Annotated in this window: 9 protein-coding genes; 5 read left to right on the forward strand and 4 right to left on the reverse strand. The window is 67.2% G+C overall.

Going from position 1 to position 12,349, the window contains the following annotated elements; genetic code table 11:
- Window positions 1–62 precede the first annotated feature (62 nt).
- The 4 genes from Q9Q79_RS12015 to Q9Q79_RS12030 all read right to left on the reverse strand — a co-directional run bounded on the left by Q9Q79_RS12015 (window position 63) and on the right by Q9Q79_RS12030 (window position 7,884).
- Window positions 63–353, reverse strand: a complete 291-nt coding sequence (locus Q9Q79_RS12015) for a hypothetical protein (protein ID WP_019659952.1) — start codon at window positions 351–353, stop codon at window positions 63–65.
- Between the two features lie 121 nt (window positions 354–474).
- On the reverse strand, window positions 475–1,311 hold the full coding sequence (locus Q9Q79_RS12020) for an OmpA family protein (protein ID WP_111196786.1): 837 nt from the start codon (window positions 1,309–1,311) through the stop codon (window positions 475–477).
- A gap of 62 nt (window positions 1,312–1,373) precedes the next feature.
- Window positions 1,374–6,668, reverse strand: coding sequence for an ESPR-type extended signal peptide-containing protein (locus Q9Q79_RS12025; RefSeq protein WP_286243277.1), 5,295 nt, complete (start codon window positions 6,666–6,668; stop codon window positions 1,374–1,376).
- A gap of 235 nt (window positions 6,669–6,903) precedes the next feature.
- On the reverse strand, window positions 6,904–7,884 hold the full coding sequence (locus Q9Q79_RS12030) for a helix-turn-helix domain-containing protein (RefSeq protein WP_005409990.1): 981 nt from the start codon (window positions 7,882–7,884) through the stop codon (window positions 6,904–6,906).
- 694 nt (window positions 7,885–8,578) lie between these two features.
- On the opposite strand from Q9Q79_RS12030, the gene Q9Q79_RS12035 reads away from it, so the two are divergent.
- The 5 genes from Q9Q79_RS12035 to Q9Q79_RS12055 all read left to right on the forward strand — a co-directional run bounded on the left by Q9Q79_RS12035 (window position 8,579) and on the right by Q9Q79_RS12055 (window position 12,322).
- Window positions 8,579–8,779: a Flp family type IVb pilin gene (locus Q9Q79_RS12035; protein ID WP_005409991.1), complete on the forward strand. Its 201-nt coding sequence runs from the start codon at window positions 8,579–8,581 to the stop codon at window positions 8,777–8,779.
- An 89-nt stretch (window positions 8,780–8,868) separates the two neighbouring features.
- Window positions 8,869–9,414, forward strand: coding sequence for a prepilin peptidase (locus tag Q9Q79_RS12040; protein WP_049471225.1), 546 nt, complete (start codon window positions 8,869–8,871; stop codon window positions 9,412–9,414).
- Window positions 9,411–9,887: a TadE/TadG family type IV pilus assembly protein gene (locus Q9Q79_RS12045; RefSeq protein WP_043035235.1), complete on the forward strand. Its 477-nt coding sequence runs from the start codon at window positions 9,411–9,413 to the stop codon at window positions 9,885–9,887. The genes Q9Q79_RS12040 and Q9Q79_RS12045 overlap by 4 nt, the downstream gene beginning before the upstream one ends.
- Before the next feature lie 23 nt (window positions 9,888–9,910).
- Window positions 9,911–10,948 (forward strand): Flp pilus assembly protein CpaB, encoded by a 1,038-nt coding sequence (gene cpaB, locus Q9Q79_RS12050; RefSeq protein WP_201862527.1) that lies wholly within the window; start codon window positions 9,911–9,913, stop codon window positions 10,946–10,948.
- An 18-nt stretch (window positions 10,949–10,966) separates the two neighbouring features.
- Complete coding sequence (locus tag Q9Q79_RS12055) at window positions 10,967–12,322, forward strand: type II and III secretion system protein family protein (RefSeq protein ID WP_111198466.1); 1,356 nt, start codon at window positions 10,967–10,969, stop codon at window positions 12,320–12,322.
- Window positions 12,323–12,349 lie beyond the last annotated feature (27 nt).

Raw genomic sequence — 12,349 nt, forward strand, 5'->3', positions numbered from 1 at the left:
ATTAAGTCGCTCTTGCCCCGAGTGTGCCGGAAACGACTTAATCCCCTCCGTCCCCTTTTTCCCTACAGCGCCTCGCCCGCGTCGGCCAGGCGCGATTCGATCAGCGCATACCACTGCTGCAGCACGTCGATCAGCATGTCCAGCTCGGCGTCGGTACGCTGTGCGCGGCCACTGCGCAGGCAGGCCTGGGCTTCCTGCAGCTGGGCCAGGAACCCGGCCACGGTGTCTGCCTGCAGGATCAGCCCCGGCAGGCGCCGCCCGGGAATGCGTACCACGGCATGGTTGCCGAGCTGGCCGTACACGCTGAGTGTGGTTTCCGTCTTCATGGAAAGAGGCAGGAATTGAGCGTTCATCGCGTGCACCATGGGAAACCTGAGCCGCCGGCAGGCGTGGTCAACGGGGGAGACGTAACCACGTCCTGCCGACGGTCAGGGGGGACTCGGGATACCGGGGCATGGCCCCGGTGCGGGACTCTCAGCGCGGTTGGGCGATCCCAGCGATCTGCACGCGACGGTTCGGCGCCAGGCAGGCGATCAGCTCGCGCCGATTGCGCTGCTCGCACTGCACGATCGGCTCGGCTGCGCCCCGCCCTTCGGCGCTGATGCTGGCCGCAGGCACCCCGCCCTGCACCAGCGCGCTGCGTACGGCCTCGGCACGTCGCTGCGACAGGGTCTGGTTGTAGCTGGCACTGCCGATACGGTCGGTGTACCCGGTCACCCGGATCGACTGCACCTGCGCAGCCTCGCGCACCTGCGCCAGGATGCCCTGCACCGCCTGCTGGCCTTCGGCGCTGAGTACCGCGCTGTCGAATCCGAACAGCGCGTCGGCCGACAGCCGCAGGGGTTGCTCCGGCAGCGGTGCCGGTGCAGGCGGCGCCGGTGGCCGTGGCGGTTCGATCACCGCCGCGCACGATTCCGGCTTCCAGTAGCCCCCCTGGGCGATGCCCTTGCTGTCGAAGCGCACCTGGAACTGGCAGGTGAAATACTCCGCGCCCTGCGCGGTGCGGAAGTTGAACAGGTAGTTCCACTCGCGCACGCCCCACATGCCTTCGTTGAAGTGCGGCGTGCCCAGCAAGGTATACAGCTGCCGCTTGCTCATGCCCGGCGCGAATCTGCGCAGGTCGGCGACGTCGGGATAGATGCCCTCCTTCAACGAAGCCTTCGACGCCTCCGGGAACTTCACGGCGGTGGTGTCGGCAGGACGGTCGGCGGCCGGCGCATGGCTGCGGCAGGCGGCCAGCAGCCCCATCCCCAGGACCAGGCCCAGCACTGCGGCCATCTGGCCGGTGCGGGCGATGCGATGCTGTTTCATGTCATTCCCCCCTTTGGACGTTTCCGCGATGCCGGGCCGCGCGTGCGGCCCGGCCGCGGGGATCACCACTGGATGCCGGCACCGACGGCCACACCGGCCTCGCCACGGCTGTTGGTGGAGCCGCTGAACTTGTAGATCCAGCGACCACCTTCAGAGACACCGGAGATACCGATCGCCACGCCCGACTCGCCGTTGTAGCTGCCAGCGGCGACCGAGGCCATGCTGCGGCCCGCTTCGCTGGGCTGCGGCAGCGCTGCGGTGGCCATCGCCGACGCGATACCGGCCGAGGCGCGGTTGTCGGTCTTGCGCAGGTCGCGCTCGAAGCCGCCCATGCGCTCGTCGGTGTACGCCTTCGACCAATCCAGGGTCTGCGCCATGCCCGACTTCAGCTGGTCCACGTTGACCGCGTCGGTACCGGCGGTGCCGGCGGCGACGTTGCGCACCGTGGTCGGGCCGCTGCTGGTGCTGCCCAGGGTGACGCTGTTGTAGTTGGTCGCACCGTTCACCGTGGTGTCGTAGCGGATCGTGCCCTGCTGCGAGGCCTGCAGCTGGCGTACGTTGACCGCATCGGTGGCCTGCGAACCGTCGGCCACGTTGACCACCTGGCGTTCGGCACCAGCGGCACCCACCGAGACCGTGTTGGCCCGGTTCGCCACCGATCCCGCACCCAGCGCCACCGAGTTGTCGGCCTGCGCCTGCGAACCATTGCCCAGCGCGGTCGAGTTGGCGCCGGCTGCGGTTGAGCCTGCACCACCGGCGGCCGAGTTGGCACCGCTGGCGGACGGGTCGGCCAGGTTGTTGGTGTTGTTGGCGCGGAAGCTGCCGGCCACGTTGGTGATGTTCTGGATCTTCTGGTCGGTGTACTTCTTCGATTCGTCGATGGCGTAGTTCACGCCGTTCTTCAGCTGGCCGACATTGGTTGCGTCGTACGTATCGGAACCGTCGGCGACATGCGTGATCTTGCGCTCACTGCCAGTACTGCCGACCGAGACCTCACCGGCCGAGTTGCTGGCACCGGTCTGGCCGTAGGCACCGGTGTAGCCGCTCTGCGCACCGACGCTGGCCACCGAACCTGCACCCAGTGCCACGCTGTTGCCGGCACTGGCGCTGGCGCCGTTGCCGACCGCCACACTGTTGGCACCGGCCGCACTGGCCTGCGGGCCGACCGCCACCGCCTCCGCCCCGGCCGCCGTTGCGGCCGCTGCCGTCGAGTTCACCGCCAGGTAGGCACTGCCACCGCCGCCGTTGGTGATGCGCTGGTTGAGGACCTTCAGCGAGCCGTCCACCGCAGTGAAGGCGGCGGTGACATTGTTGTAGTCGCCGCTGGTGAAAGTGCCATCGGTGGCGATGCTGGAGATGCTGAACTTCGGCGCGGTCCACACGTTGGTGGTGCCGTTGTACGCGGTGGTGCCACCGAAGTAGTTGGCGATGGTGCTGTGGGTGCTGAACAGCTGGTCGCCGGTGATGGCATCGCTGCTGCCGGCCAGGATGCTGCCGGCGGCGACGTTGGTGATCTTCACCGCGCCGGTGCCGGTGCCCGTCAGCGTCACGCTGTTGAGCACGTTGCCGCTGCCGTCGACGTCGTACTTCACGGCCAACTTGTCGATCTCGCCGGTCTGGTCGGCAACGTTGGCCAGCGAATTGCTGACCGCGTCGAAGGCGGTACCGACGTCGTTGTAGTTGCCCTTGGTAATCGTGCCGTTGGCGGCGACGTTGTTGATCGAGTAGGTCGGTGCGGTCAGCACGCCGCTGGCGTTGACCGCCGCGCCACCACCGAGGTGGGTGGCAACGGCCTGGTTGGCCGCAAACAGCTGGGCACCGTTGATGGCCTCGCTGCTGGTGGCACTGACCTGGCCCGGGCCCAGGTTGCGCAGCGTGGTGGCGGTGCCGCTCTGGCCCAGCGTGGCACTGGCGTAGTTGACGCTGCCGTCGCCGTTGAGGTCATAGCGCAGGGCGCCCTGCTCCGACGCCTGCAGCTGGCCCAGGTTGACCGCATCGGTCGCGGCGGTACCGGCGGCCATGTTGGTGACCTGGCGTTCGGCACCCGCCGCACCGATGGACACGCTGTTGGCACGGTCGGCCAGGCTGCCGGCACCCACCGCGATACTGTTGGCGGCGGTGGCGCGGGCGTTGGTACCGACCGCGATCGAGTCGGCGCCGGTGGCCAGCGCCTCGGTACCGGTCGAGTTCACCCGCAGGTACCTGGTGCCACCGTTGCGGATATCGGTGATCTGCGTGTTGAGATTGACCAGCGAGCCGTCGACCGCGGCGAAAGCATCAGTGGCGTTCTCATACAGGCCCTTGGCGATGGCGCCGCCGGTGGAGATGGTGCTGATCTCGAACAGCGGTGCAGTGAACGCGCCGCTGGCCGGATCGAAGGCCGCGCGGCCGCCGAAGAAGCTGGCGATGGCAGCATTGGTCGCCGCCAGCTGGCCGCCATTGACCGCTTCCAGACTGCCGGCAGTGACCGCACCGCCGGCCAGGTTGCCGATGGTGGTGGTGCCGGTGCCCGCGCCAAGCGTGACACGACGGTAGTTCGGATTGCCGCCAGCATCCAGGTCGTAGGTGACGGCGGCATCGGCCACGCCGTTGATCAGGCTGATCGCGCCCTTCAGCTGGGCTACGTTGACCGCATCGGTGTTGACGCTACCGGCAGCCACGTTGGTGATCTGGCGCTCGCCACCACCGGCGGTGCCCACCGACACTTCGCCCGCCGAAACCTGCGGAGCAGTCAGGCCGTAAGCACTGTAGCTGGCCTGCGCGCCGCGCAGTGCGGCCGAGCGGTAGCCCAGTGCGACCGAGTTGGCCTGGTTGGAGGTGGCTTCAGCACCGAGCAGGGTCTGCCCGTTTGCGGTACCGACGGCACTGTCGCCGACGATCACCGAATGGCCCATGCGCGCAGCGTAGTCCGCGGTCGGTACACCGGTCGGGTTGCTCGGGTCGTTGACCCCATCACCCGGGAAGGCGACGTTGGCATCGACCTTCGGCAATTCGTGCCGTGCATTGGCACCGATCACCACTTCCTTCGAACCGTTGGCGAAGGCGCCATCGCCCATCAGCACCTGGTAGTCCTGCGCGGCGTTCACGGCCCAGCACGAGATGTCAGCCAGGGCGACGTCCAGGCACTTGGCGGCCCACGCCGGCGAGTCCTTCGGCAGCAGCAGGCCCAGCAGGCCGCCCGGATTGCCGTTGTTGATGTTGTAGATGTAGCTGTCGGAGGTAACGCCACCGATCAGGGTCAGGTGCGAGCTGCCACCGGTAGCGGCACCGCCCAGCCCGTTGAGGGTGCTGCCGACCGGCGACAGGTTGACCACCGGCAGGCCCAGCACATTGACCGTCGAGTAGGTCTGCATCACGTTGGCATTGCTGAGCTTGAGGTTGCCGTTGCTCAGGTAGCCATCGCCACCGAACAGGCTGGTGGTGGTCGGGCCGATCAGCTGCCCGACATTGCCGACCAGGCCGCCGGTGCCGATGATCAGGCCCGCGTTCGGATCGGCCGGAGCCGGCGCCTTCGGGCTGGTGGGCGGGATCGCCGAGGGCTTGGTCAGGCCGAGGCCACCGAGCGTGCCGCCGACCAGGCCGCCGACCGCGCTGCCCAGATTGCCGAGGGTGCCATTGAGGTTGCCGTTGAGCAGGTTGCCCACGGCACTGCCGACGTTGCCGAGCGTGTTGCCCAGCAGGCCACCCAGGCCAGTGCCGGAGCCGGTGGCGCCATTGAGCAGACCGCCGACGGAACCGACGGTGTTGTTGAGCGTGCCGCCGACCGCAGTGCCGACGCTGCCAACCGTGCCGCCTACGGCGCCGCCCACGCTGCCGACCGTGCCATTGAGGGCGCCGCCGACCGCACCACCGACGGTGCCTACGGCGCCGTTCAGTGCGCCGCCTACGGCGCCTACAGTGTTGTTGAGTGTGCCGCCTACGGCGCCGCCCACGCTGCCGACCGTGCCATTGAGGGCGCCGCCGACCGCACCACCGACGCTGCCTACGGTGCCGTTCAGTGCGCCACCCACGGCGCCTACAGTGTTGTTGAGCGTGCCGCCAACAGCGCCGCCCACGCTGCCGACCGTGCCATTGAGGGCGCCGCCGACCGCACCACCGACGGTGCCCACGGCTCCGTTCAGTGCGCCGCCTACGGCGCCCACAGTGTTGTTGAGCGTGCCGCCTACGGCGCCGCCCACGCTGCCGACCGTGCCATTCAGGGCACCACCGACCGTACCACCAATGCTGCCTACGGTACCGTTCAGTGCGCCGCCAACGGCGGCCACGGTGTTGTTGAGCGTGCCGCCCACGGCGCCGCCGACGCTGCCGACCGTGCCATTGAGGGCGCCGCCGACGGCACCACCGACGGTGCCTACGGTGCCGTTCAGTGCGCCACCCACGGCGCCTACAGTGTTGTTGAGCGTGCCGCCAACAGCGCCGCCCACGCTGCCGACCGTGCCATTGAGGGCGCCGCCGACCGCACCACCGACTGCATTGCCTGCGGCGCCGACCGCACTACCCACCAGCCCACCGACACCCAGTGCGCTGTTCTGCGCCGCAACCGTTGCCTGGCCGGCCAGTTTCAGATTGCGATCGGCAACCACTTCTTGGCCATTCGGCGCCTGCACGCGCACCTTGCCGGCAGCACCAGCATCGAATGCTGCGGTGATCGCGCGATCGTGGGTTTCTCCCGGCAGTTCCTCCTTGGCGGGCAGCGTGATCGCCGCCGTCGCCTTTACCTGGCCCTGGGCGTCGATCTGGTGGCCTGCCACCTTCAGCTTCGAATCCAGCGCCCCATCCACAGAAGCCTTCAGACCCCGCAGTGCGCCCGCCGGCGCGCCGCTGATGCCGGCGGCCGCCTTTGCACCGGTATCGATTGATGCCACCTGCGCGCCGCCAAGACCGATGTTGGCATTCGCTCGGACATCAGCGGCAAGCCTTGGCACGGCGACCTGCTTCGGCGCCGTGTTCGCGGCCAGCTTGACCTGCACGGAGGCCGGCAGCACGTCACGCACCACCGGCAGCGACGCGGTGCTCAACTGCAGGCCGACGCGCGCATCCGCGCTGATCGCCGGGCTGCTCTGGGCCTGGCTTGCGGCAGCCGCGAGGGCTACCTCGGCATCGACCTTGACTGGCATCGGCTGGGTGTACTTGGCTGCAAGAGCCTGCAGATCACGCAGCGACTGATTGGATTCGGATGCTCCTGCGTGGCCACTGGCCAGCACGCACAGCAGGGCCAGGGCGAGCGTGGTGGGCATCAGCAGGAAGGCGCGCGGATCCCGCGCGGCGCTGCCGCCGCTGTCGCCGGTGGCCAGTTCCGAAGCCACAACCAGAGCATTGAGCTGGCGGTTCCATACACGCCGGTAGATGCGATTCATGAGCACTTCCCCCGTAGGCGAACAACTTGAATGTCAGTGGACTTGCCGTTAGGCAGGTGACTGACATTTCAGCGTTTGCAACGGTGGCTGCGCACTTCATTCCGGCACGGCAATCGCGCATTCCGGCAAATCCACGGCCGGAATCGGCAGCGGGCTATGCAGAAGCGGCAACGATATCGGCAAGCGCATGGGCAATTCCGGCAGAAACCACCCCGAAACCCTTGCGGCGCTTGATTCAGGCCGGCTGGCCGATCTGCGCGGGAGCGCGCATCAGCGTATCGCGCGGCAGCTCGCCGAAAACCTTGCGGTAGTTGTCGGCAAAGCGGGAGAGGTCCCATAGGCCACAGCTGAGGGCGATCGCCTTCACCGAACGGCGGCTGGAATCGGCCATGGACAGGCTGCGGCAGGCAGCGCACAAGCGCAGCATCGACAGATAACGGTTGGGCGAAGTTCCGAACAGATCCTCGAAGGCATAGCGCAGGCCGCGTTCGCTGACACCCGCCGCGTCGCATATCTCGTTCATGTAGATATTGCGGCGCAGGTTGAGCCGCATGAAGTTCTCCGCCCGCTGCGCGATCAGATAATGCGTGCGCCGGGCGCGGCTGCAGCCGGGGCGATCGGCGGCGCCTGCACCGAGCAGGGCCTGCACGTGCTCGTGCAGCAATCGTTCGGTTTCCTGCGGCTGCAGGCCAGCGCCCTGGCCGAGCTGAAGATGCAGCTGCTGATAATGATGGGCGAGTGGCGCCGAATCGTTCGCCAGATTGAACAGTGAAAGTGCCTGGCCCGCGGGCGGTGTGCTGCGCAGGCTCAGTTCGGTCAACTTGCGTTGCACCCGTGCGACCGGCACCAGCATCAGGGTCATGTGCGTACCGGGGCTGAGCGTAAACTCGCTGATGCCTTCGGGCATCACCGTCAGCGCCATCCCCGGTGCAAGCGGCACCCCGTGGCACCAGCTCAGTGTTTCATCGGTGGCGTGCAGATACCCCAGCATCGCCCAGTCGGGTGGCAGCATGAAGCGGCCACGGCAGTGGAAACCGCAACTGATGCTGCAGAACAGGGCTTCCTCATGCACGCGCGAAGCGAAGGCCGCCCGCGGCCCGTTGCCATCGAGCAGCAGCAGTTCGACATCGCACACGCGAAGTACGCCGCCCAGCGTCGCCAGATCGATCGATCGCAGGCCGCTGTCGTCGCTGTCTTCTACCCCACCATCGACCATGACAGTGTCGTCCCCCCGTTGATCCGCAACTCGCTGCGGCCCCCACTGCCTGACAGGGCCACACCATTCCTCCAGGAACCTTCGCCATTGCCGGGATGGCCGCGGCCGGTGCCGCGCGACCAACCCGGTTGAAAGCAGCAACGTGAGAGCGAGTATGCCCGATAATCATCGAAGGTAAACCCGAACTCCGCATTGAAGAAAATAGATACAGAGATGAAGAAAATGTCGTCGCCAGTGGCACGATATTCGCATGCACCATTTGCGCCATCACAATATCTGCACGTCGATGAATCGTTTTGCCAGCGAACGGATACGCGTCACAGAAACAACCTGAAAGTTTAAGGGCTGCCGCGTTTCTGCCGAATTTGCATATAGGTTCCAGTTGCAGCCAACCGCCATTCAGGCAAAGTCGACGACACGGTGATCCGGTCGCTTCAAAAACGACCACACCTGGGGGAGCGTATGACCACGACCGTATCGCAGAACAGTTCGACCGCCGGCGCATCGCCGCGTGGTTGCGACGTTGCGGCCGGCATTTCCCCCGGGGCAGATCACCAGGAATGAGCACGGCGGGTCATTCCCGTCTTGCCACCCCGCCAGGATGTGCGGGGCCCACGGACGATCCCGGCGGAGCCGGGCCACCGCCCAACAGGTGTCCTGCATCTGCAGACAACAAGTAGAGGGAGACAAGGCCATGAACGCATCCATCCGCAAGTTCCTGAAGGAAGAAGATGGCGTCACCGCGCTCGAGTACGGGCTGCTGGCCGCCGTCATCGCCGGCATCCTGATCGCGGTCGGCAACAAGGAGATCAAGGGGTTCTTCGAGACGCTGTTCAAGAACCTCTCCGAACTCGCCACCAAGGCCTCCGGGTCGGCACCTGCGACCGGCGGCTGAGCCTGCGTGCATCGCACATCCCTGCAGCGGTGCTGGGATGTGCCCGGTGGCAACTGCAGGCTGTCCAATGACGGACGACGGAGTGCGCGATGACGTTGCTGGGACTATTGGCCATCGGCGTGTGCCTGCGGATCGCGATCAGCGATCTGTATGCCCGCCGGGTGCCCAATGCCTGGCTGTTGTCTGCGTCCATCATTGCCATCGCATTGATCATCGCGGGGCAGTTCAGTACGCCGCGCCAGCCGTGGCTTGCCCACGCAGCGGGCGCGGCGCTCGGCCTGGTGGCCCTGCTGCCGTTCTATGCCATCCGCTGGATGGGCGCCGGTGACGTCAAGTTCTTCGCGGTACTGGGGCTGATGCTGGGCTGGAAAGCCCTGCTGCCGATCTGGATGGTGGCCAGTCTCGCGGCCGGCCTGCACGCGGCAGTGATCATTGTCGGCCGCCGCCTGGGCGTGATGCTGCCCACGGGCCTTCAGATGCAGGTCAACCGCGCCAGCAGCCAATGGCAATCGCACCCGGCCCTGCGCGACATGCAGGCCGCGCGCCAGGGACGACATGGCATTCCCTACGCAGCCTACCTGGCCATCACCGGCATCGGTTGGGTCCTGGCAAGCGTCTATGGAGGTGTGGCATGAACATCCGCAATCCACGGCGTCAACGCGGTGCAGCCAGCATCGAATTTGCCCTGATGCTCATGCTGGGCCTGCTGCCACTGCTGCTGTTCACGTTCTCCGGCGTGATGATCATGGCCGCGCAACAGACATTGGCGACGGCCTCGGCCGAGGGCGCTCGCGCTTCGTTGCGCTATGGCAGCGCCAATGAACGGCGTACCGCAGCCTGCGTAGCAGCCCGCAGTTCGATGCAGTGGCTGTTGAAATTCTCTGGACAGGGTGTCGACTGCAGCAATGGCGGCAGCAACGCAATCGTTGTCTCCGCGCAGGCACCCTGCGCCGGCCTGGCCACTGCCCAGTGCATGACGGTGACCGTCAGCTACGACTACGCCAGCCATCCCTTCCTGCCGGGCACCGCCACGCTTTACAAGTGGGTGATGCAGGCCCCCATCCGTAGTGTCGCGGTCGCCCAGCTCGACCTCGGCAGCGGCAACTGACCATCGGCACAGGAGACGGTTCCATGCTCAAGTTGACCCGCATCGCTGCCGTCGCCCTGATCGGGCTGGCCGTGCTGCTGGCGGTGATCGCCTTGATGATCGGGCGCAAGCAGGCCGCGCCGGCCACGGTTGCCCCGGTTGCGCAGAGCGAAGCCCAGGCGATCACCGTGGTAGAGGCGGTGGCACGACTGCCGGCCGGTGAACCGATCTCTGCCAATGGAGTGCGCCTTGCGCAGCGGACCACGGCGGTAGCCGGTGCTGCCACCAGCATCTCGGCCGTGGTCGGCAAGGTGCCGGTGCAGGACATCGCCGAGGGCACCGCCATCAGCAGCGGCGCCCTGGCACAGGGATTCTCGCTGCAGCTGCGCCCCGGCGAACGCGCGCTGGCCGTCCCGGTGGACGAACTGGTCGGCGCCGGAAACCGCATCCTGCCGGGTGATTTCGTCGATGTCTTCCTCAACCTGCGCAATGCCCAGCCCAACGCCAGCGGTCCGGCAGAGGCCGCGCAGACCCGCCTGCTGCTGTCGCGGCTGCGCGTGCTCAGCTACGGTCAACAGGACATCGCTCCGGTCACCGGCGATGCCGTCGCCGGCAACGAAGGCGATACCCGCAACGATCCCCGCGCCGCCGACATCACCGGCAATGGCAGCAATCATGGCTCGGGCAACGAGGCCACCCAGCCGGCACGCAGTGCGGTGCTGGCAGTGCCGGTGGCCGATGCCAACCGGCTGCTGCTGGGTGCGCAGCAGGGAAAGCTGTTCCTTGCCCTGCGCAACCCGGCCGATACGGGGCAACCCGACCTTGCACTGTTCCCACAGGCGCGTGGCGTGATCGATCCCGTGCGTGGCCTCGATGCCGAACAGCAGCTCGCACTGCAGCGGCCGGAGAACCACGCCTTCGCCGGCATCGATGGTGATGCCCTGGCCGGCCGCGGCAACAGCGCAGCCCGCAGCAACCCGCAGCCCCCGGTGCATGCGCCGGCGGCTCCACGCAGCGCACCGCGTGCGTCGGGCATCGAGATCATCCGTGGCGACAGCTCCGCCCCCCGCGGTTCCCTTTGACCTGCATCGAGCGCATCCATGACCGAACGCCGCCGCCCACGCCCCTCCCCCCGCCAGTGCTGGCTGGCCCTGCTGCTGGTGCTGCTGGCTCCGGCAACAAGCGTGGCCGCAGACGATCTCGTGTTGCAGGCGCGTGAGCAGCGCCCGTGGACGCTTCCGGCCGACCTGGAACGGGTCGCCATCGCCGACCCAGGCGTCGCCGATATCGTGATGCTGCGTGGGCAGCGGCAGGCCCTGCTGGTCGGGAAAGCGCCGGGTACGACGACCCTCCTGCTGTGGCACCGCAAGCAGGCCGAGCCGCAACGCCTGCAGGTGCGGGTGCAGAGTGCCGTGCAGGGCGCGGCAGACGCAGGCTCCAACGGGCTGGTGTTCACTCAGCAGGACAACCAGGGCCTGCTGCAGGGAAGCGCCGATAGCGTGCTCTCGCACATGCAGGAACAGAAGACCGCGGCCATGGCGCTGGGCAAGGACGGGCTGCTTGCCGACGCGTCGACGGTCAGCAGCGGCGGCGTGGTGCAGGTCGAGGTCAAGGTGGTCGAGTTCAACAAGACCGCGTTGAAGCAGATCGGCATCAGCTTCCAGAACCGCAATGGCAGCTTCGCCTACGGCTTCGCCCGCCCGGGCGGCCAGTTGCCGGGCAACACCGGCATCCTGCCGGGCATGAAGGAAGGCAACTCCGGCAACGAGGCCGAGTCACCCATTTCTTCGGCGTTCCGGCTGGTGTTCGGCTCGACCAAGGGCCTGTGGAACGCCGATGTCGACCTGTTGCAGAGCAACGGCATGGCGCGCGTGCTGGCCGAACCTACCCTGGTCGCACTATCCGGCCAGAGCGCCAGCTTCCTGGCTGGCGGCGAACTGCCGATCCTGGAACCGCAGGGCCTGGGCACCACCACCATCACCTATAAACCGTTCGGCATCGGCCTGACGGTGACACCAACGGTGCTGGCCCCCAACCGCATCGCGCTGAAGGTCGCACCGGAAGCCAGTGATCTGGACTACAGCAACGCCATTGCCCTCAATGGCGTGCAGATTCCCTCGATCACCACGCGCCGTGCCGACACCACGGTCGAACTGGGCGATGGCGAGAGCTTCGTGATCGGCGGTCTGGTCAGCTCCAATGTCGTCTCCAACGTCGGCAAGATCCCGCTGCTGGGCGACCTGCCGATCATCGGCTCGTTCTTCCGCAACTTCGACTACAAGCGCCAGGACAAGGAGCTGGTGATCATCGTCACGCCGCGGCTGGTGCAGCCGCTGGCCCGCAACACCGAGCTGCCGTTGCCTGGCGAACGCGAGGCCAAGCCGCACATGCCCGAATGGGGCGCCTGGCTGCTGGGTCCCATCAGCCAGGACCCGGTACCCGGCTTCTCACGCTGATTCCATGATGCCTGCGATACCACGCCC

Source organism: Stenotrophomonas sp. a6 (assembly GCF_030913325.1).
Lineage (GTDB): Bacteria > Pseudomonadota > Gammaproteobacteria > Xanthomonadales > Xanthomonadaceae > Stenotrophomonas > Stenotrophomonas maltophilia.

What these genes read in the sequence shown, in the direction of transcription:
- Q9Q79_RS12015 (WP_019659952.1), bottom strand. Translation starts at nt 353, where the DNA reads ATGAACGCTCAATTCCTGCCTCTTTCCATGAAGACGGAAACCACACTC.
- Q9Q79_RS12020 (WP_111196786.1), bottom strand. Translation starts at nt 1,311, where the DNA reads ATGAAACAGCATCGCATCGCCCGCACCGGCCAGATGGCCGCAGTGCTG.
- Q9Q79_RS12025 (WP_286243277.1), bottom strand. Translation starts at nt 6,668, where the DNA reads ATGAATCGCATCTACCGGCGTGTATGGAACCGCCAGCTCAATGCTCTG.
- Q9Q79_RS12030 (WP_005409990.1), bottom strand. Translation starts at nt 7,884, where the DNA reads ATGGTCGATGGTGGGGTAGAAGACAGCGACGACAGCGGCCTGCGATCG.
- Q9Q79_RS12035 (WP_005409991.1), top strand. Translation starts at nt 8,579, where the DNA reads ATGAACGCATCCATCCGCAAGTTCCTGAAGGAAGAAGATGGCGTCACC.
- Q9Q79_RS12040 (WP_049471225.1), top strand. Translation starts at nt 8,869, where the DNA reads ATGACGTTGCTGGGACTATTGGCCATCGGCGTGTGCCTGCGGATCGCG.
- Q9Q79_RS12045 (WP_043035235.1), top strand. Translation starts at nt 9,411, where the DNA reads ATGAACATCCGCAATCCACGGCGTCAACGCGGTGCAGCCAGCATCGAA.
- cpaB (WP_201862527.1), top strand. Translation starts at nt 9,911, where the DNA reads ATGCTCAAGTTGACCCGCATCGCTGCCGTCGCCCTGATCGGGCTGGCC.
- Q9Q79_RS12055 (WP_111198466.1), top strand. Translation starts at nt 10,967, where the DNA reads ATGACCGAACGCCGCCGCCCACGCCCCTCCCCCCGCCAGTGCTGGCTG.